Below are 18,215 nucleotides of genomic sequence, written 5' to 3' on the forward strand. Positions count from 1 at the left end.
TAGCCATCCGGCGCAGGTAATGGTTGAGCGGGTATGGGCTCTCACCATTCGGATGGTTGGCGAAGCAAGGCGTGGCAGCGGCGCAGGCGCTCCAGCCACCAGTCACGCCGTTGCGCCGGAGCGGCAAAGTGGGCCAGAAGGTCCGGATCTGCCACCACCTCACGCACGTGCATGCCGCCATTGAGGGCGACCAGGCTCGGTGTTGTCACGTCTCCTGCCATGAGGGACACCGTGCCCAAACCGCACGCGTACGGCAGTTCCGGCAGCGCTGCGGCCAGTGCCAATCCCGTGCTGATCCCCACGGAGGAATCCAGCGCGGAGCTGACCACCGCAGGCAGCCCGGCTTCTGCCACGATCTCCAGTGCACGACGGACCCCTCCCAGCGGCGCTGCCTTGATGACCAACAGGTCGGCCGCTCCGGCACGGGCCACCGCCAGCGGGTCGCTGGCTTTGCGGACACTCTCATCGGCAGCAATGAGCACCGAGCCGTTCAGCGTACGCCGCACGGCCGCCATTTCAGCAATGCCGGCCACAGGCTGCTCGGCATATTCAAGGCCAAATACGTTCAACATGCGCAGAGCGGCGATGGCCTGCTCAACACTCCAACCACCGTTGGCATCCACCCGGATTTTCGCATCAGGCAGCAAATGTCGCACAGCCCCAACCCGTGCCGCATCATCAGCCATCGACTGCCCGGCCTCGGCCACCTTCACCTTGACGGTGGCCAGACCATCAAAGGAAGCCAACACGGCTGGAACCTGCTCGGCGGACACGGCAGGAACCGTCGCGTTCACCAAAACCCGGCTGCGCACCGGCTCGGGGTACCCCAGCCAGCCAGCCTCCAAGGCCGAGGCCAGCCAGCGGGAGGATTCCTCGTCGTCGTACTCCAGAAACGGGCCAAACTCGCACCAACCGGCAGGACCTTCGAGGATCATGACTTCACGGACCAACACGCCCCGGAACTTTACCCGCATGGGCAGGGCGACAACGTGGGCGGCGGCAACAAGCTGCTCCAGGGAGGGAAGTGAAAACATGCCTTCACTGTAGCCCCAACCCATATTGCCCGAGCGTCAGCAAGCTCCCATGAATCTGTGGGAACCTATAGGCGATGAAAAATAGTTCCCCACATCACCGAACCGGGCCCCGCGGCCGCACTGCCGCGCGCGTCGCCGCTTGGCCATTTCTGGGCGCGGCACTCATCGCCCTGGCCGGATTGCTGCTGAGCTACCGTTTCTTCATTGAAACCACCACTGGCCAGTTCATTGACGAGTCAGCTCTGGTCGAGGCGGCCGTGGTCCGCCGGCGGATCGGTGTCCAGATCGCGCAGGTGCTCGATCTTCTGCCAGTGACCTCAGTGGTCATTGCCGCCGTGGTGGTGCTGTTCGTGACCCTTGCCCGGAGGCGGTGGAAGGCGGCTGGAATCGCGCTTATCGCCATGGCTGCCGCTAACCTCACCACACAGGTCATCAAAGTTGGGCTGCCGGACAGGCCCGCTCTTGGCATCAACACGCTGGCGCTGAACTCGCTGCCGTCGGGGCACAGCACGCTCGCTGCCAGTGCGGCGGCCGCCGTGTTCCTGGTGGTTTCCCCGCGCTGGCGCCCCGCTGCGGCTTTCATGGGTGGAAGCTACGCCATCATTGCCGGGATTTCGACGCTGATCAACCAGTGGCACCGCCCGGCCGACGTCGTGGCGGCATTCTTCGTCGTCGCGTTTTGGAGCGTGCTTGCCGGTCTGCTCGTGCTGCGTTCCGGCCCGGGGTGGAATGTGTGGCTGGGCTCCAAACAACATTGGGCGTCCTCGCGGGGTTGGACCGCTCTGGCTGTGGTTGCCGTACTGCTGGCCGGAGCTGCCGCCACCTTGGTCCTGCGCCATGTTTCAGCCAATGGAGGCGCCAGCAGCGTCAGCTACTTCCTGGTGGGGGTTGCCCAGATCGTGGTGGCCGGGTACGGGCTGACCATTGCCGGCACGCTGCTTCTGACCCTGCCCGTACGACGGCGCTCCTCACGTTAGTCTGTTGACTTGCCTGAGTCCTCCTCGGGACCGTTGCCTTCAATGCACTCATTGCACTGTGACCTTGTTGCGCGGGATCCAGTAGCCCAGCACGGCGGCTGCTGCCAAGCCGAGGAACCCTGTAGCAGCAATGCCAAATGACAGGGTGACCACGGCTGTCAGCCCAGCCAAAATGGCAGGACCACCCGAACCTCCGATATCCGAGAAGAAGCGCCAGATGCCCAGGAACTGGGCCCGGCCGCGGCGAGGGGCATAGTCAGCACCCAACGTCATGATGAGCCCCGAGCTGATTCCGTTACCAAAGCCAATGAGCAGGGCGGCCAGCAGCAACGTCGCCGCCCCGGTTGTCAGCGGAATGAGCAGCAGTGCGATCCCCATGAGGACCATGGAGGGCACGGCCACGGCCCTGCGGCCCTGCTTGTCCATGATCCTGCCGGACGGGTAGAAAATGAGCATGTCAATGGCCCCTGAGAGTCCATAAATCAGCGACGTCGCTGCCGGGCTCAGGCCCAGGTTGTCGGCCCAGAGCGGCACCACCACCTGCCGTGAGGACCGTACTGCGCTGACCAGCAATATCCCGACGCCAACCGTCAGAAACACTCTGCGGTGTGCCATGACCAGGGAACGAATGGTCGGGGCAGGGCCCTTGACGGGACCGGAGGTGTCGCTGACCAGATCTGGCAGCCATCCGGCCAATGTTCCGGCTGCGGCTATGGCCACGGCTGCCACCCAATAGGCACCTGTCAGGCCCACCAGGTGGATCACGAACGCACCAATGAAAGGTCCGGCGAAGAGTCCGATCCGCCCCACGCCTCCCAGCGTGGACATGGCCCGGGCCCGCAGGAACGCGGGAACGGCCTCTGTCAGGTAGCTTTGGCGGGCTAGGTTGAACACGGCGGCTGCTGCGCCGATCAAAAACACACCGGTACCGAATTGCCACAGATTCGTGGAGAACACGCACATCAACAGGGCCACGAGGCTCAGTCCTGCTGCACCCATCATGCCCCGGCGTTCACCAAATTTGGCTGTGATGATCGACGCCGGAATGTTGCTGACCAGCGATCCGATGCCGATCAAAGCCACCACCAGCGCGGCACCGGCCAAGGAGGATCCCATGTCGCGAGCGCTCAGCGGAATGATTGGCAGGATGGCACCTTCGCCAACCCCAAACAGCAAGGATGGTCCAAACGCCGGAACGGCTATGGACCACAGGCTGAATTCGCCTGGCTTCGAGTTCTTGCTCACCGTCTCAACACTACGCCCGCAGTTCTCCGGGCTGCCGTCACTCAGCCTGCCGGCACGAGCCCACCTGTTTTGCCCGGGCCACCTGTCTCCATAATGTCCGCCATCGCTGCGGCAAACGTGGCGTCAACGGGCCGTCCGTGACCGGGAATCATGACGGGGTATTTTCCGCTCATGCCTGCCAGGCGCCGCAATACAGCAACCCATTCTGCAGGGTAGGAATCGTCAAAGGACGGCGGCGCACCTTCCTCCAATACGTCTCCGGCGAAAAGAACGCCGGGTGCGCCCACCATGAGATCGCCGTCGGTATGCCCCCGCCCAAGCGTGAACAAATCCACGACGATCCCGCCAAGATCCAGTTCTACGGACGTCTCGACGCGCCCATCCGCGCCTGGCCTTTCGCCCACCAAGAGGGATGGCACCACAATCTCCGTTCCCACCCCAACCCCGGCAGCCATTTCAGGTTCCGGCCCGCCCACAAACACCCGTTGCGACTCCCCTGTCTCAGCCATCGTCCGCGCTGCGGCCGCGTGCGCCCAAAAGTCCGGACCGCCGCGGTGCCTCTCACCATCGTGCTGGGCCTCTGACGGATTCACACCGTCCTGCCGGAAGACCGCGTTGCCAAAGAAATGGTCCCAGTGCGCATGCGTGTTGACCACCACCAGCGGCAGGGCTGTCACGGCGCGCACCGCCGCCAGGATCTCGGCGCCGTGGCGGGGCCCGCAGCCGGTATCGATCACAAGCGCCCGTTCGGATCCCACCACGAGCCCAATGTTCACCAGTGCCCGGGCCGCACTGCTGCGCAGCACGAAACTTCCCCCGCCCAACGCCTGCCAATCGTCAAGGTCTTGCCCCACCATGAGTCCTTTCGAATCCGCACGTCCTCGTTGTCCCCGTGCCGCTAGCCTAGAGTTCGGCCAGCACACCCGCCGGATTTTCCATGGCATCGGCCACGAAGCGCAGGAACCCGGCAGCGACGGCTCCGTCGCAAACACGGTGGTCGAACGCGAGCGTCAGCTCCGTCATTTTGCGCACGCACAGCGCCCCGTCCACCACCCATGGCTTGTCCATGATCCGCCCCAGCCCCAGCATCGCCGCTTCCGGAGAGTTGATGATGGCGGCCGAGCCGTCCACGCCCAACACACCGTAGTTGTTGATGGTGAACGTGCCCCCCGACAATTCCGCAGGGCCGGAATGTGCACCCAGCGCGCGTTCGGTGAGCGCGCCGATGGCCTCGCCCAACTCCCTGGCAGTTCGTCCCTGCACATTGCGGAGCACCGGCACCACCAGTCCGCGCTCGGTCTGCGTGGCAAAGCCCAGGTTGATGCCGGCAAATTCCACCAGCGAGTCCTGCCCGTCACCGCTCACCAGCTGCATGTTCAGTTCCGGGAACCGACCCAGGCCCGCGACCGCGAACCGCGCAATGAAGGCAAGCAGGCTCGGCGCCACACCCTTCGCCTTCATCCCCCGACGCAGTTCCACCAGGAGCGTCGCGTCCACGTCCACCCAGACGGTGGCGTCGGGAATCTCCCTCCGGCTGCGCACCAGCGCCGCTGCTGCCGCCTTCTTCAGGCCCGTCAGCGGCCTCCGACCCACCACGGTCAGTCCCGTGCGTTGATCGACGACGCCGGACATCTCCCCCGCCTGCTCCCGATCTGTTTCCGAGCCCGCGGCTGGTTCCGAGCCCACGACAGCTTCAACGTCGGAGCGCAGAATCAGTCCGTCGCTGCCCGATCCGTGGATTTCCGACAGCGCGATGCCGTGGTCCTGGGCGAGCTTGCGCACCAGCGGCGAGACCACCAGGGGCGCTTGCCGCACGGATGGCCGGCTGCGCCCCGGCCCCGAGGGTTCTGTAGACCCGTAACCGACCAGCACATTTCCGGACCCGCCTGACTCCGGATTCGGCGCCGACTCAGCGGCCGACTCAGACGCCGGCTGGTCCGCAAGCTCCCCGGTCTCCGCAGGCTCCGCCGACTCCCCCGTCCCAGCGGTGGCGATGGTGATCAGCGGCTTGCCAACTTCCAGGGAGTCTCCCTCGGCACCGTGCAAGATGGTCACCGTGCCTTCATAGGGCGAAGGCACCTCCACCACGGATTTGGCCGTTTCAACTTCAGCGATGGGCTGGTCAATGTGCACGGTGTCCCCAACGGCAACCAGCCAGGAGACGAGCTCGGCTTCCACCAGCCCCTCGCCCAGATCCGGCAAAAGGAAGACCTGTCCGTTTGCCTGTACCTGCCCCTGGCTGTTCATGATTCCTCCCATTGAAGTTTGTCCACGGCATCCAGAATCCTGTCGACGCCCGGCAAATAGTGCTGTTCCAGCTTCGGGGCTGGGTAGGGAATGTCGAACCCCGTCACCCGCAGCACCGGTGCGGCCAGCGAGTGGAAGCAGCGTTCCTGGATGCGCGCGGCAATCTCGGAGGCCATCGAAGCGAATCCCGGCGCCTCCGCAATGACCACCACCCGCCCGGTGGATCTGACGGCGGCACAAATGGTGTCGTCGTCGAACGGGACAAGGGACCTGACATCGAGAACCTGCAGTGACCGGCCCTCGGTGGCGGCAGTTTCTGCGGCTGCGAGCGCGGGCGCCACGGACGGGCCATAGGCGATGAGAGTTGCATCGGTACCTTCACGGATGACGGCAGCGTGCCCAATGCTGGACGGTGCGGTGGTGGCTCCGCCGCGCTCCGAAGCAGGGGTGTACCTGGCGCGCAGTGCGTCGAGGTCCACTGTGCCTTTGGAGAAGTACAGTTTCTTCGGTTCCATGAACACCACCGGGTCTGGGCTGGCTATGGCGTCGCGGAGCAGTATGTAGGCGTCTTCAACACTCGACGGCGTGAGGACCGTCAGTCCCGGAGTGTGGACGTAGTAGCCTTCCGAGGAATCGCAGTGGTGCTCCACCCCGCCAATGCCTCCTGCGTAGGGGATGCGGATGACCAGTGGCAGACGGATGTTTCCCCGCGTGCGGTTGCCCATCTTGGCCACGTGGCTGACGATTTGTTCGAACCCCGGGAAGGCGAAGGCATCGAACTGCAACTCCACCACCGGGCGCATGCCGTTAATCGCCATGCCGGTGGCCATGCCTACAATGCCTGATTCGGCCAGCGGCGTGTCAAAGCAGCGTTCCTCGCCGAACCTTGCACGCAGTCCGTCCGTCACGCGGAACACCCCGCCGAGCGTTCCCACATCTTCGCCAAAGACAATCACCGAGGCATCGGCGACCATGGCATCGTTCAGAGCCAGAGTGAGTGCCTTGGCGAAGGTCAGCTGCTGGACTCCGGCCAGCTCGGCTTGGTTCACCGCCGTGACAGTCATGACGCCCCTCCTTGCTGCGCCGCGGCAAGTTCGGCGGCCAACATATTGCTTTGTTCGCGTAGCTGGGAGGTGGGCTTGCTGTAAACGTATCTGAACATGTCCAGCGGATCAGGATTGCTCTTCGTGTTCATCCCGTCGCGGAGTGTCTTGGCCACGGCATCGGCAGCATCGGCGAAACGTTCGGCATCGGCGGAACCCAGGTGTCCGGCGTCGTGCAGGTATTTCTTCAGGCGCAGCAGGGGGTCCTTGGGTAGCCATTGCGCCACTTCCTCCGAGGAGCGGTAGCGCGTGGCGTCGTCGGCGTTGGTGTGTGATTCCATCCGGTACGTGTGCGCCTCGATGAGCGCGGGGCCGCCGCCGTTGCGCGCCCGCTCCACGGCACTGCCCACCACCGCGAGCAGCGCGGCCAGGTCGTTGCCGTCCACGCGCTCCCCCGGCATGCCGTAGCCAATCGCCTTGTGTGCCAGCGACGGTGCCACGGACTGGTGGATGAGGGGAACCGAGATGGCGTATTGGTTGTTTTGGATCAGGAAGACGACCGGCACATGGAACACTGCAGCGAAGTTCAACGCAACGTGGAAGTCGCCCTCGCTTGTGGCACCGTCGCCGCACAGCGCCAGCACCACGGTGTCCTCGCCGCGCAGCTTGGCCGCGTGCGCCACACCAACCGCGTGCGGCAGCTGCGTGGCCAGCGAAGTGGTGGGCAGGGCCGTGTTGTATTCGTAGGGGTCGAAGCCGCTGTGCCAGTCTCCGCGCAGGGATTCAAAGGCCTCCATGGGCTTGACGCCACGGCCCATGACGGCCACGGTGTCCCGGTACGTGCCGAACAGCCAGTCGTTGCGGCGCAAAGTCATGTAGGCCGCCACTTGGCAGGCTTCCTGCCCGAACGACGACGGATACACCGCCATCCGCCCCTGCCGCACCAAAGCACCGGCCTGTTCATTGATCCGCCGGCCCAGCACCAGCTGGCCGTACCCTTCCAGCAGGGTTGCGGCGTTCGGCAGAGGGTAATCTTGCTTGTACTTTCCGACCGTATGGGCAGTGCCGTCCGTGGTGATCAGCTGAACGGGCGCGGCGGAAGGCAGCAGGTACTCGCCCTGGCGCCCGGCCAACAGTGCAGCATTTCCCGGGTGGTCCAGGAATTCCGGATGGTTCGTCATTGAACACTCATTCCTTCCAACGGGCGGCAGGACGGCCAGAAGTGAAACAGGCCCACCGATTCCTTACAGCAACAAAGATGTTCCGCTAACCTCAGTATGTGTTTTCTTGCGGAACGTCGCCATAACTCTAGAAAAGTCTGGAATTTTGCGTCGATTCTCCATACTCTGGAAGACACAACCACGACCGTAGGCGCGTTGGCCGCCCAAGTTGTTCCCGGCGTCGGGCCTTCCCGGCCTCCGTCATCCCGGCATGTGAAGGAGCATCATGGAGGAGCACCTTCCCGAGCCGCTGGACGAGGTGGACAGGCGGATCATTGCCGAGCTCACCCGTGATGGCCGGATGTCTGTCAGCGTCGTGGCCGAGAACGTGCACATCTCCCGCGCTCACGCGTACGCCCGGATTTCCAAACTCACCTCCAGCGGCGTGCTGACGAAGTTCACGGCGCTGGTGGATCCGGTGAAGGCGGGGCTGAAATCCTCCGCCTATGTGACGCTGAAGGTCAGCCAGCACTCGTGGCGGGAACTGCGTGAGGAATTGCGGGCCATCCCCGAGGTGGCCCACATTGCGCTGGTCGGTGGCGACTTTGACGTGATTTTGCTGGTGCGGGCCGAGGACAACCAGGGACTGCGCCGGGTGGTCTTCGACCAGCTCCAATCCATGGCCGGGGTGCTGGACACGCAGACATTTTTGATCTTTGAGGACGTGGATAACCGCTAGCCGGCCGCCCGCTGGTCCGCCCGCTCCCCGGCGGCGTAACCCTGTTGGAACTGCCCTGTTGAAACCGTTGTGCCGGAACTACGCTGAATCCATGAACACTGCAGCCAAGGCAACTGAACTTCTCCGCCTCCACCATGCCCCGGACATCCTTCAGCTGGCGAATGTGTGGGATGCGATCAGCGCCAAGGTGGTCGCCGAGCTTCCCGGCACCACGGCACTGGCCACGGCCAGCCATTCCATTGCGGCAGCCTATGGATACGAGGACGGCGAGCACATCCCTGCCGCCACCATGATTGAGGCGGTTGGCCGGATCGCCGCAGCAACGGTTTTACCGGTCACAGCTGATCTGGAACGCGGTTATGGAAGCCCGGGCGAGACCATCCGCAAGGCGGTCGGGGTCGGGATTGTCGGCGCCAACATCGAGGATCAGATGCTGCCATTCCCCGAAGCCGTTGCCCGCATGAAATTGGCTGCGGACGCCGGAGCTGCAGAGGGGATTGACTTTGTACTCAACGCGCGCACCGATGCTTTCCTGCGCGGAGCGGGCCGCGAGCCGCGCGAGATTCTTGAGGCCGCCGTCGAACGTGGCCGTGCGTATCTGGAGGTGGGGGCAGCCTGCATCTTTGTCCCGGGCAAGCTGGATGAGTCAACGGTGACGGCCCTCGTGGCAGGCATTGGGCGCGGACTGGTCAGCGTCATGGGCGTGCCGGGGTCCTTGGCTCCGGCGAAGCTTCAGGAATTGGGCGTAGCGCGCATTTCCTACGGGCCGTGGATGCAACGGGTTGCCTTGACCGCCATGGCCGACGCCGCCACGGCGCTCATGAAAAACGGCGCCCTGCCAGAAGGCACCCGCATGCTGAACTGATTGCTGGCTGTTTCTGCCCCTGTGGGCGGCGACGGAACTGAACCGCTACAGATCAGAGACAAGGATGTTGTCCGCGATCTTGATCCAGCCACTTGATTCCAGCGTTCCGGAGTCAAATCCATCCGCGACCAACTTCGTGGGCACCGCACCCTCGTGTCCCCAAACCATGATGATCTCACCATTGTTGTTTCCACCATTGCACCCGGTAATCCAACCGTCGTTGCCTCCCACAGGAACCACTGCCAGGCAGGCCTTTGTCGAGTCATCGCTTTCAGTTACGAAGTACTGCACGCCTTCATGGGTGACGAGAAGGCGCGTAGTTTCAACGTTCACATCCTCTGGCAATCTGACCATGGCCGGCAGCGTGTCCTCAGCCGTGGCGGGGCGGTCCAACGCCTTGAGCTCAACCTGTCCGGAGGGTGCCGTCTGTTCTGCGGGCCCGGTCTGTCCCGAACAGCCGCCCAGTAGAAGAACTGCGACGCCCGCCGCGGCAACAACTGGAAGTGATAAACGTTTCATTGCTCTCCCTCGAGTATCGATTTCAATCGAGGCTACCGCACTCACAAAAGACGAGGCCACCCTCGGCGAATGCCGCCCGTCAGACCACCAATGAATCTGGCCGGCTAGCCAGGCTCCATTCAAGTGGTGGCTCTGGTGAATCCTCTCGGCACTCTCGGCCGGGCCGCTGCGGCACTCATCCTTGTTCGTGTCACGGAAGGCCAGCCGGACGTCAGGCACTTTTGGGCGAACGTCACCAGCCTTCGTATCGGGCTGCTGTGGTGGGGCATAGCCCGGCTTGGTATTCCCGCACTACTGCTGATCGGCGTGCTGTTTCTGCCAAGCACACTGGACTCGTTCACGAGCGAGAGCTTGGCCGGAGCCCTGAGGCTCTATCAAGTCCAACTCCTCGGGATCGTCTTCTTGGGCGGCGGTCTTGAAGAAATGGGCTGGCGTGGATTCGCCATGGCAGCGGCAGCGCTCTTGCTGCGATTTTGGCTCACGCCTCTGTCAACGGCGCCCTGGGGATCCTGATAGTAGCGTTCCCCGGCTCCTTGGTCGAGACCACCAACTGGTGGGGGCTCGGCATCATATTGGCCGCGGCGGCCGTTGCTTTGGTGACGCGAGGCCAACTGGGGATGGCAATCGAAAAGAGTGCGGCCATTGCCGGCCTACGGCCCAACTAACTACCGGCGTGTCGGCAGCTGTTCCCCTTCGCACACCTGAGCACGGCGACTTCAACGATTCCTTGACTGGCTCCTGGCACAGGGGCAAAGTTGAGTTTAGGAGTTCTATCGGATTGGAGTCCACCATGGATACCACCGCACTGAATGATGCCTACCGTAACTTTCTCACCGCCATAGCCTTGGCCGGATCATCCACCAGGGCGGTGATCTGCTTTCCCTGGTTGAACTCGCCCGCGGGCGTGGCTGGTTGCTCTGCGGCGTCGCCGAACAACTCGCCGCTGCTGAACTGAACCACTGGCTGGATCTGCCGCGGCAGATGAACACTTCACGGCACCTACAGGACCATCATCAAAATTGATTGAAGGCAGGGGAATTACATGCGCGCTAAACGCATTACGGCCAACCTTCGAGTGGCTGACATTGAGGCGGCGAAGAGCTTTTATACCAATTTTCTTGGGCTGAGCACCGAGGAGTTCAACATGGGTTGGGTGGCCCGCTACACCTCTCCTGACACTGGGGTCAACGTCCAACTCGTCACTGGCGACGCCACCGCAGCCGAAGACGCAGTGATCTCTGTCCACACGGACGACGTTGAAGCAGCCTACGAAGAAGCTCAGAGACTCGGCTATGAGATTGTGCTGCCACTAACTACAGAACCATGGGGTGTTCGCAGGTTCTTCGTCCGCGCTCCGGACGGCAACGTGCTGAACATCGTGTTCCATCGGGATTGAAAGACCGCCACTAGCGGCTCCAGAGCACACTTGACAAGGCGGCTGAAATCCTGCGCAGCATTAACCTGCGACGATTGAACCATGACGTCTCTCCCCGCTGACCAGCCAGTTACTGACCCAGCCGCCATCGCGGCCCAAGAGGCACCCGCGGTGAATCGGCTGGTCTTCATGGCCGCCGGCCTCGGTGCACTACTCTCGGCCTTGCTGCTTTTGCTTGGTTCAGGGGACCCCGCCACCATCAGCATGCCCGTATTTGTCATGACCCCGCTAATCCCGGCCACCTGCGCCGCACTTGTATGGCTGCCACTGTCCCTCACGAAGGGGACCGAAGCCCGCCGCCAAAGCATCTCTGCCGCAGGCGTCCTGGTCGTGGTGGCCGCGATGTTTTTCTTCGTCGAATGGTCCGCACGCTTCGAACTGAGCGTTTACTTCGCACTCATGCTCTTTGCCTGGGGCAGCCGGCTGAAGCACACACCGCTCAAATGGGCAGCCCTGCCGTATTTGGCCGCAGCCATCATCCTGCGCGTATTCGACTTCCCCGGCGAAACACTCGTCCTCGCCCTTCTCGGTGCACTGACGATCGCGTGGCCGTTCATCGCCAGCCGCCGCACCGCCGGGGCTGTCACTTCCCCGTAAACGTGGGCTTCCGCTTCGCGGTGAAGGCGGCGAAGCCTTCCGCGTAGTCGGCCGTGTCCGACAGCGCCACTTGCGCTTCATTTTCAAGCACGACGGCGTCCCACAGTCCCAGCCTCTCCCTGCGGATCCCTGCCACCAGGGTCTTGCTGGCGTTGAAGGCGAGCGTTGGGCCTGCGGCAGCCTTGGCTGCTGCGGCTCGGGTGAAGCCCAGCAGGTCCTCTGCTGGCATGGCCCGGCTAAACATCCCGGCAGCCACGGCTTCGGCTCCGCTGATCAAATCGGAGGAGTAAACAAGGTCAAGCGTGCGGTGTGCGCCGAGCGTTTCGGTGAACAGCCAGTGCCCGCCGGAATCCAGCGTGGCGCCAAGGTTGCCAAACGGCGAACCAAACTTGGCATTCTCAGCCACGTACACCACGTCCGTGGCGATCAGCAGCCCCAACCCCACGCCAAGGCAGGCACCTTGCGCTGCGGCAAACGTCGGTGCCGGAAACGCTGCCATCTTTTGTAGCAGCGGCGTCAAGAGCCCTTCAAGGTAACCGCGCGCATCGTCGTTGGCGCCGTCCACCCCGGCGATGTCGCGGCCCGCGCAAAACGCACGTCCCTCCCCCCTGATGAGCAGCGCCCGGACGCGGCCCGCGGAGGCGGCGGCAGCAGCGGCGTCGTACGCGGCATCCAGCTCAACCAGCCCAGCCTCGTTGAGCGAGTTCAGCTTTTCCGGGGCGTTCAGCACGATCTCGGCAACGCCGTTGTTGCTGGACAACTCAATCACGGTGACTCCTTGCGGTGGGTGGCTGCGGTTGGTTGGGCCCTACCCGTCGTAGTCAACCTTGACCTCCGGCGTGGTGGGGTGGGACTGGCACGTGAGGATGTAGCCTGCTTCCAGTTCTTCCGGTTCGAGCGCGTAGTTTTCATCCATGTGGACATCGCCCGCAACGAGCTTGGCCCGGCACGTGCCGCATACCCCGCCTGCGCAGGCGAACGGCACGTCAGGGCGAACGCGCAGGGCGGCGTTCAGGACGGTTTCGCGGGCGTGGACGGGGCTGAGAATGTCAGCCCTGAGCCCGTCCAGGGTGAACGTGAGCTTCCATGTTTCCTCGGAGGAATCAATCAGAACGGGACGTCCTCGTTGCCCTTCCGGATGGTCTGGGCGCCCGGTGGTGAACAGCTCAAAACGGACGTTATCCCTCGGTACGCTGCGGGCTTCCAGCACATCCCGGCACAGTTGGACCAGTTCGAAGGGGCCGCACAGAAACCATTCGTCGACGTCGTCCGCGTGGATGGCCTTGCCCAGCAGCACCTCCAGCTTCTCCGCATCCAGCCGCCCGCTGAGCAGCGGGGAAATGCGTTGTTCGCGGGAGAGCACGTGGTGAAGGGCGAAGCGTTGCGGGTATCTGTCCTTGAGATCGGCCAGCTCCTCCAGGAACATCACGTCCATGGCGGCCTTGTTGGCATAGACCAGATCGAGGCGGGTGTCTGCATTTCCGGCCAGGAGCGACTTGGCCAGCGCCATGACGGGCGTGATGCCGGAGCCCGCGGCGATGGCCACATACGTTCCGGCCTGGCGGGCAAGCTCTTCAGGGTGGTTCATGCTATTGAGCACGTTCAGCGCAGGGTCCGGCGGGGGCGCGTCTCCGGAATGCCGGGAGATGAACGCGCCCTGCGGGCTCATGACTTCCATGACTGCCCCGGCGGCCAGCTCCGCATTGGCCCAGGTAGAAAATTCGCCGCCGATGTCCCGCTTGATGGCGACCTTCAACTCTGAGCTGCCGCCGGGGAACTGCACGGGCACGGCGCATAGTGAGTAGCTGCGGCGTAGTTCTCGGAGCACCCCGTCGGGATCCGGCATCTTCAGGCGCAGCGCCACGTACTGCCCGGGAAGGTAGTCGTAGAAGCCGGCCAGCCGGGCGGGCACGGCGAAGGTGACCTCGATGGCGTCCTCCGTCAGCCGCCGCACATCGGATACGGTGAGCTTGTGGAACGACACCCTGCGCCGGGCCGCGGCATTGATGGGGACGCTCATCAGAGCACCTTGAAGTAGTCGAACGGTTCCTTGCAGTCCCCGCACACATAGAGCGCCTTGCAGGACGTGGAACCGAACCGGGAAAGTTCCCGCGTGTTCAGCGACTGGCACTGCGGACATTTCACCTGCATGGCCAGCCGGACCGGGCCGCTGTGCCCACCCGCTGGAGAATTCCCACTGGGCGGGGCAATGCCGAACGCTTCCAGCTTGGCCCGGCCCTCTGCACTCATCCAGTCGGTGGTCCAGGCAGGGGCCCACACCGTCACCACTTCAACTTGCGGCAGGCCAGCCCTCTCGAAGGCCGCGCGCACGTCGGTGCGGATGGTGTCCATGGCAGGGCAGCCCGAGTACGTCGGTGTGATGGTCACCCGGACCACCGGTTCGCTGCCATCCTTTGCCGGGCTGATCTCAGCCGGGCTGATCTCGACCGCGCGCAGGATGCCGAGGTCTGCGATGGTTAGGACGGGCAGTTCGGGGTCGCAAACAGATGCGGCAATATCCCAAGCTTCCTGCTCCGAGATTTCGGTTCTGGCCCTGTTCGTTTCAGCCACGGCGCTCACCAGCTTGCCCCGGGAAATTCGCGCGCCAAAACCTGCATTTCCGCCAGCAGATAGCCCAAATGTTCCGAGTGCCGCCCGTGACGGCCCCCGCCGGTGGCCATGGGATAGGTGGGCACTTCCAGCTCCGCCTGCACCAGAACCTCCCCGGTGCTCTGATCAAATTCATCCTTCAGACTGGAAGGCACGACGCCGTTGTCCCCCACTTGGGCAGCCAGCGGATCGTCCTCGAAAAGTTCGCCGACATACGGCCACATGTTCTCCAGCCCCGCGATCATGCGGCGTCGGGATTCATCAGTTCCGCCGGCCAGGCGCAGCACCCATTGCGTGCTGTGGTCAAGGTGGTAGTCGACTTCCTTCACCGCCTTCGCTGCGATGGCTGCCAGCATCGGGTCACTGGAACGGCTCAGTTCCCGGTAGAGAAGGAATTGGTAACTGGCGGCGATGAACTGGCGGGCGATCGTGGCGGCAAAGTCGCCGTTGGGTTGCTCAAAAAGATGCGCGGAACGGAATTCTGGTTCGCTGCGGAAGTAGGCCAGATCGTCCTCTGTCTTGCCCCAAGCTGCGCCGGCATAGCTCAGGAAGGAGCGTGCGTGGCCCAGCTGGTCCAACGCGATGTTGCCAAGCGCCACGTCTTCTTCCAATTCGGGGCCGCGGGAGATCCAATGGCCCAGGCGCTGGGCCAGGATCAGCGCGTCGTCCCCCAACCGAAGCGCGTATTCGGCCACTTCCGGGCTTGGCTTGGCCGTCCCGTCAGCGGCCGCGAGCGCAATGTCTTCCGGGCGCAGAGCGTTCCCTGGTGTGATCCTGGTGGCCGAAGCGGCACTGTCACCCTGCGAGTAGGGCGTGGGGTTGCGGTGTTGGCCGGCGAAAGGGCCCACACCGGCGAGGGACCCGTCGCGAGCTTGCGAGTGAGGGGAGCCGGTGGGGATCACAGGTGTTTCACCCCTTCGCTTTTCACGTAGTACGTGGCGTGCCGGTAGTCCTTGCCCTGCGGGGATTCGAAGAAGGAGCCCTTGGCGTCAGGGTCGGAGGCGGCAATGGCGTCGGAGGGAACCACCCAGATGGACACGCCTTCGTTGCGCCGGGTGTAGAGGTCGCGGGCGTTGCGCAGCGCCATGGTGGCGTCCGGCGCGTGCAGTGATCCGGCGTGGACGTGACTCAGGCCCCGGTTCGAGCGGACGAATACCTCCCACAAAGGCCAGGGCGGGGCACCCGGGGCAGTATCCGGCGTCGTGCCTTCAGGTTCGGGACACATGGCTACGCAGCCTCCTCTTTGGCTTTCGCTTGTGTCGCGGACTGTTTCGCGGCGTAGGCCGCGGCCGCCTCGCGCACCCAGGCTCCGTCGTCGTGCGCGGCGCGGCGGCGCTCCATGCGCTGGGTGTTGCAGGGGCCGCGGCCGGCCAGGACTTCCTTAAACTCTTCCCAGTCGAGGGGGCCATGTTCCCATTTTCCAGTGTCCTCGTTGAAGCGGACGTCGGGGTCGGGGAGGTTTAGTTCGAGGACTTTGACCTGTTCGGCGAGCATGCCCACAAAGCGGTTGCGGAGTTCGTCGTTGCTGAAGCGTTTGATGTTCCACGCCATGGACTTGCTCGAGTTCGGCGAATCAGAGTCCGGCGGGCCGAACATCATCAGCGACGGGGCATACCAGCGGTTGACCGCGTCCTGCGCCATCGCCTTCTGTTGGGGAGTGCCGTGCGAGAGCTCCAGCAGGATCTCAAAACCCTGCCGCTGGTGGAACGATTCCTCTTTGCAGATCCGTACCATCGCGCGGGCATACGGCGCGTACGACGCCCTGCACAGCGGGACTTGGTTCGTGATGGCCGCGCCGTCCACCATCCAGCCGATGGCGCCCATGTCGGCCCACGTCACGGCCGGATAGTTGAAAATGGAGGAGTACCGGGCCTTCCCGGCCAGCAGTTGTTCCGTCATGGCGTCTCGGGTGGTGCCGAGCGTTTCCGTGGACGAATACAGGTACAGCCCGTGCCCGGCCTCGTCCTGCACCTTCGCCATGAGGATGGCCTTGCGTTTCAGGCTCGGGGCGCGGGTGATCCAGTTCGCTTCCGGCTGCATGCCGATGATCTCCGAATGTGCGTGCTGGGACATTTGCCGCACCAGAGCATGACGGTAGTCCTCCGGCATCCAATCCGTCGGTTCAATGCGGGAGTCCTTGGCGATGATCGCATCAAAGTTGGCCTGCCCGGCGGCGTCCTGAAGTTGTTGGTCGTTTGCCATGGTTTCTCCTTCGGCGCAGTGCCCGTCGACAGTCGCAAAATTAATTACCGACCGTTCGTTCAGGATATAGTGGCTTGCATACCCCGTCAATGAATCAGCGCCACGAAGAGCCACGGAAAGCAGGGCCCATGTCCATCAGCACGGCGAAGCGCGGACGCCCCGGGCATGACCAGGCCTCGGTGCTGCGGACCGCCGTCGATTCCTTCAACAAGCACGGCTACGAGGCCACATCCATGGGTGTCCTGGCCGACGCGCTGGGCATCTCCAAATCCGCCATCTACCACCATGTCACTTCCAAGGAGGAGCTGCTGCGGCGGGCATTGGAGGAGGCTTTGGGTGGTCTTGAAGGAGTCTTGATGCTCGACGGCGCGACGTCTGGAGCACCCGATTCCCGCCTGGAGTTTGTGCTCAGGGGAACCATCGCGGTGCTCGTGGACCGGCTCCCGTTTGTCACGCTATTGTTGCGGCTGCGCGGAAACACGGAGATGGAGCGGGAGGCGCTGGCCCGCCGCCGCGCCTTTGACCGCACCATCACCGGGCTGGTTTCCGAGGCTCAGGCGAGTGGGATGCTGCGCGACGACATTGCGGCCGCGACCATCACCCGACTGCTGTTCGGTACGGTCAATTCAATTGTTGAGTGGTACAAGCCCGGTGGCGACTTGTCCGCAGAGAAGCTCGCGGATGACGTCCTGGCCATGTGCTTTGAGGGCCTGCACCGCTAACGCTGGTCGAGCTATCGACAAAGCACTCCCCCAGGGGCAGGCTTTAGACATGGCGACCATGATCTCAGCTTCCCTTCGAGCACTCTCCCACGAACTTCGCTACGAACCAACCACCAAACACATCCGGGCACTGCTCGGCGGCGTGCCTGTGGTTGACTCCCGTAGGGCCGTTGTTATGTGGGAACCCCGGCGCATGGTGCCCTGCTATGCGGTGCCGACGGACGGCGTCGTCGGTGTCCTGAGTCCGGCGAAACCTCCGGAACCTACCCCTCCTGGAACGCACCCGCTGCACCCTGGAATTCCGTTCAGTCGGCACAGCACTCCGGGGACTGCACTGGATGTGTCGGCCGGCGGGCAGACTGCCCCGGGCGCCGCGTTCCGCCTCGATGACCCGGACCTGCAGGGGTATGTGGCCTTCGAAGCCGCCGCTTTTGACTGGCTGGAGGAAGATGACCCCGTCCAGTCCCACCCTCGCGATCTGTTCCATCGGGTGGACATCCGCCACAGCTCACGGCACGTCCGGGTGACTGTGGACGGGGAGGTGCTGGCGGAGTCCAGCACACCGCTGATGGTGTTTGAAACCGGCATGGCGGACCAGATCTACCTTCCCCCGGCTGATGTGAATTGGGATGCCCTGGTCGCCACCGAATCCGTCACGCTGTGCCCCTACAAGGGCACGGCCAGCTACTGGCGGCTGGCCGGTGGCCCCGGAGACGACGTCGCGTGGAGCTACCAATCCCCTCTCCCGCTGGCAACCGAAATCGCCGGATACGTGGGTTTCTACGACAAACTGGTGGACGTCGTCGAACTCTGAATGGAA

Annotated in this window: 22 protein-coding genes; 9 read left to right on the top strand and 13 right to left on the bottom strand. The window is 63.7% G+C overall.

Annotation, left to right across the window (positions count from 1 at the left end; translation table 11 throughout):
• Positions 1 to 41 precede the first annotated feature (41 nt).
• The gene (locus tag JMA46_RS00470) at positions 42 to 1,034 is read right to left on the bottom strand and encodes an o-succinylbenzoate synthase (RefSeq protein WP_207343331.1); all 993 of its coding nucleotides are present in this window, start codon (positions 1,032 to 1,034) and stop codon (positions 42 to 44) included.
• Between the two features lie 74 nt (positions 1,035 to 1,108).
• Here JMA46_RS00470 and JMA46_RS00475 point away from each other — a divergent pair, with 74 nt between their 5' ends.
• Complete coding sequence (locus tag JMA46_RS00475) at positions 1,109 to 2,011, top strand: phosphatase PAP2 family protein (RefSeq protein WP_207343332.1); 903 nt, start codon at positions 1,109 to 1,111, stop codon at positions 2,009 to 2,011.
• A 48-nt stretch (positions 2,012 to 2,059) separates the two neighbouring features.
• Here JMA46_RS00475 and JMA46_RS00480 read toward each other — a convergent pair whose 3' ends face one another.
• Genes JMA46_RS00480 through JMA46_RS00500 form a run of 5 tightly spaced genes read right to left on the bottom strand, consistent with a single transcriptional unit; the run spans position 2,060 to position 7,727 of the window.
• Positions 2,060 to 3,256, bottom strand: coding sequence for an MFS transporter (locus JMA46_RS00480; RefSeq protein ID WP_207343333.1), 1,197 nt, complete (start codon positions 3,254 to 3,256; stop codon positions 2,060 to 2,062).
• A gap of 41 nt (positions 3,257 to 3,297) precedes the next feature.
• Positions 3,298 to 4,113, bottom strand: coding sequence for an MBL fold metallo-hydrolase (locus tag JMA46_RS00485; RefSeq protein ID WP_207343334.1), 816 nt, complete (start codon positions 4,111 to 4,113; stop codon positions 3,298 to 3,300).
• A 46-nt stretch (positions 4,114 to 4,159) separates the two neighbouring features.
• Complete coding sequence (locus JMA46_RS00490; protein ID WP_247646932.1) at positions 4,160 to 5,503, bottom strand: dihydrolipoamide acetyltransferase family protein; 1,344 nt, start codon at positions 5,501 to 5,503, stop codon at positions 4,160 to 4,162.
• The gene (locus tag JMA46_RS00495; protein ID WP_207343336.1) at positions 5,500 to 6,567 is read right to left on the bottom strand and encodes a transketolase C-terminal domain-containing protein; all 1,068 of its coding nucleotides are present in this window, start codon (positions 6,565 to 6,567) and stop codon (positions 5,500 to 5,502) included. The genes JMA46_RS00490 and JMA46_RS00495 overlap by 4 nt, the downstream gene beginning before the upstream one ends.
• Positions 6,564 to 7,727 (bottom strand): thiamine pyrophosphate-dependent dehydrogenase E1 component subunit alpha, encoded by a 1,164-nt coding sequence (locus JMA46_RS00500; protein ID WP_207343337.1) that lies wholly within the window; start codon positions 7,725 to 7,727, stop codon positions 6,564 to 6,566. The genes JMA46_RS00495 and JMA46_RS00500 overlap by 4 nt, the downstream gene beginning before the upstream one ends.
• 265 nt (positions 7,728 to 7,992) lie before the next feature.
• On the opposite strand from JMA46_RS00500, the gene JMA46_RS00505 reads away from it, so the two are divergent.
• Positions 7,993 to 8,445, top strand: coding sequence for an Lrp/AsnC family transcriptional regulator (locus JMA46_RS00505; RefSeq protein WP_207343338.1), 453 nt, complete (start codon positions 7,993 to 7,995; stop codon positions 8,443 to 8,445).
• Positions 8,446 to 8,536: 91 nt separating this feature from the next.
• The gene (locus JMA46_RS00510) at positions 8,537 to 9,310 is read left to right on the top strand and encodes an isocitrate lyase/phosphoenolpyruvate mutase family protein (RefSeq protein WP_207343339.1); all 774 of its coding nucleotides are present in this window, start codon (positions 8,537 to 8,539) and stop codon (positions 9,308 to 9,310) included.
• Positions 9,311 to 9,355: 45 nt separating this feature from the next.
• Here the strand turns inward: JMA46_RS00510 and JMA46_RS00515 are convergent, their stop codons facing one another.
• Positions 9,356 to 9,829: a hypothetical protein gene (locus JMA46_RS00515; protein ID WP_207343340.1), complete on the bottom strand. Its 474-nt coding sequence runs from the start codon at positions 9,827 to 9,829 to the stop codon at positions 9,356 to 9,358.
• A gap of 135 nt (positions 9,830 to 9,964) precedes the next feature.
• Between JMA46_RS00515 and JMA46_RS00520 the strand changes: the two genes are divergently transcribed.
• The 4 genes from JMA46_RS00520 to JMA46_RS00535 all read left to right on the top strand — a co-directional run bounded on the left by JMA46_RS00520 (position 9,965) and on the right by JMA46_RS00535 (position 11,861).
• Positions 9,965 to 10,342, top strand: a complete 378-nt coding sequence (locus JMA46_RS00520) for a hypothetical protein (RefSeq protein ID WP_207343341.1) — start codon at positions 9,965 to 9,967, stop codon at positions 10,340 to 10,342.
• 277 nt (positions 10,343 to 10,619) lie between these two features.
• Positions 10,620 to 10,784 (top strand): hypothetical protein, encoded by a 165-nt coding sequence (locus JMA46_RS00525; protein WP_207343342.1) that lies wholly within the window; start codon positions 10,620 to 10,622, stop codon positions 10,782 to 10,784.
• Positions 10,785 to 10,871: 87 nt separating this feature from the next.
• Positions 10,872 to 11,225: a VOC family protein gene (locus JMA46_RS00530; RefSeq protein ID WP_207343343.1), complete on the top strand. Its 354-nt coding sequence runs from the start codon at positions 10,872 to 10,874 to the stop codon at positions 11,223 to 11,225.
• An 81-nt stretch (positions 11,226 to 11,306) separates the two neighbouring features.
• Positions 11,307 to 11,861 carry a hypothetical protein gene (locus JMA46_RS00535; protein WP_207343344.1) on the top strand — a complete coding sequence of 185 codons (555 nt, stop codon included), beginning with the start codon at positions 11,307 to 11,309 and terminating at the stop codon, positions 11,859 to 11,861.
• Here the strand turns inward: JMA46_RS00535 and JMA46_RS00540 are convergent.
• Genes JMA46_RS00540 through paaA form a run of 6 tightly spaced genes read right to left on the bottom strand, consistent with a single transcriptional unit; the run spans position 11,848 to position 16,673 of the window.
• A complete protein-coding gene (locus JMA46_RS00540; RefSeq protein WP_207343345.1) occupies positions 11,848 to 12,630 on the bottom strand; it encodes an enoyl-CoA hydratase-related protein in 783 nt (260 codons plus the stop codon). The genes JMA46_RS00535 and JMA46_RS00540 overlap by 14 nt on opposite strands.
• Before the next feature lie 39 nt (positions 12,631 to 12,669).
• Positions 12,670 to 13,881: a 1,2-phenylacetyl-CoA epoxidase subunit PaaE gene (paaE, locus tag JMA46_RS00545; RefSeq protein ID WP_207343346.1), complete on the bottom strand. Its 1,212-nt coding sequence runs from the start codon at positions 13,879 to 13,881 to the stop codon at positions 12,670 to 12,672.
• A complete protein-coding gene (gene paaD / locus JMA46_RS00550; RefSeq protein WP_207343347.1) occupies positions 13,881 to 14,441 on the bottom strand; it encodes a 1,2-phenylacetyl-CoA epoxidase subunit PaaD in 561 nt (186 codons plus the stop codon). The genes paaE and paaD overlap by 1 nt, the downstream gene beginning before the upstream one ends.
• Positions 14,438 to 15,319: a 1,2-phenylacetyl-CoA epoxidase subunit PaaC gene (gene paaC, locus JMA46_RS00555; RefSeq protein WP_207343467.1), complete on the bottom strand. Its 882-nt coding sequence runs from the start codon at positions 15,317 to 15,319 to the stop codon at positions 14,438 to 14,440. The genes paaD and paaC overlap by 4 nt, the downstream gene beginning before the upstream one ends.
• Positions 15,320 to 15,369: 50 nt before the next feature.
• The gene (gene paaB / locus JMA46_RS00560; RefSeq protein WP_207343348.1) at positions 15,370 to 15,696 is read right to left on the bottom strand and encodes a 1,2-phenylacetyl-CoA epoxidase subunit PaaB; all 327 of its coding nucleotides are present in this window, start codon (positions 15,694 to 15,696) and stop codon (positions 15,370 to 15,372) included.
• A 2-nt stretch (positions 15,697 to 15,698) separates the two neighbouring features.
• Complete coding sequence (gene paaA, locus JMA46_RS00565; RefSeq protein ID WP_207343349.1) at positions 15,699 to 16,673, bottom strand: 1,2-phenylacetyl-CoA epoxidase subunit PaaA; 975 nt, start codon at positions 16,671 to 16,673, stop codon at positions 15,699 to 15,701.
• Positions 16,674 to 16,801: 128 nt separating this feature from the next.
• On the opposite strand from paaA, the gene JMA46_RS00570 reads away from it, so the two are divergent.
• Positions 16,802 to 17,395: a TetR/AcrR family transcriptional regulator gene (locus tag JMA46_RS00570; protein ID WP_207343350.1), complete on the top strand. Its 594-nt coding sequence runs from the start codon at positions 16,802 to 16,804 to the stop codon at positions 17,393 to 17,395.
• A 49-nt stretch (positions 17,396 to 17,444) separates the two neighbouring features.
• A complete protein-coding gene (locus tag JMA46_RS00575) occupies positions 17,445 to 18,209 on the top strand; it encodes a DUF427 domain-containing protein (RefSeq protein ID WP_207343351.1) in 765 nt (254 codons plus the stop codon).
• The last annotated feature ends 6 nt before the right edge of the window (positions 18,210 to 18,215 follow it).

The sequence above is a fragment of the Arthrobacter sp. E3 genome (genome assembly GCF_017353415.1).
GTDB lineage: Bacteria > Actinomycetota > Actinomycetes > Actinomycetales > Micrococcaceae > Specibacter.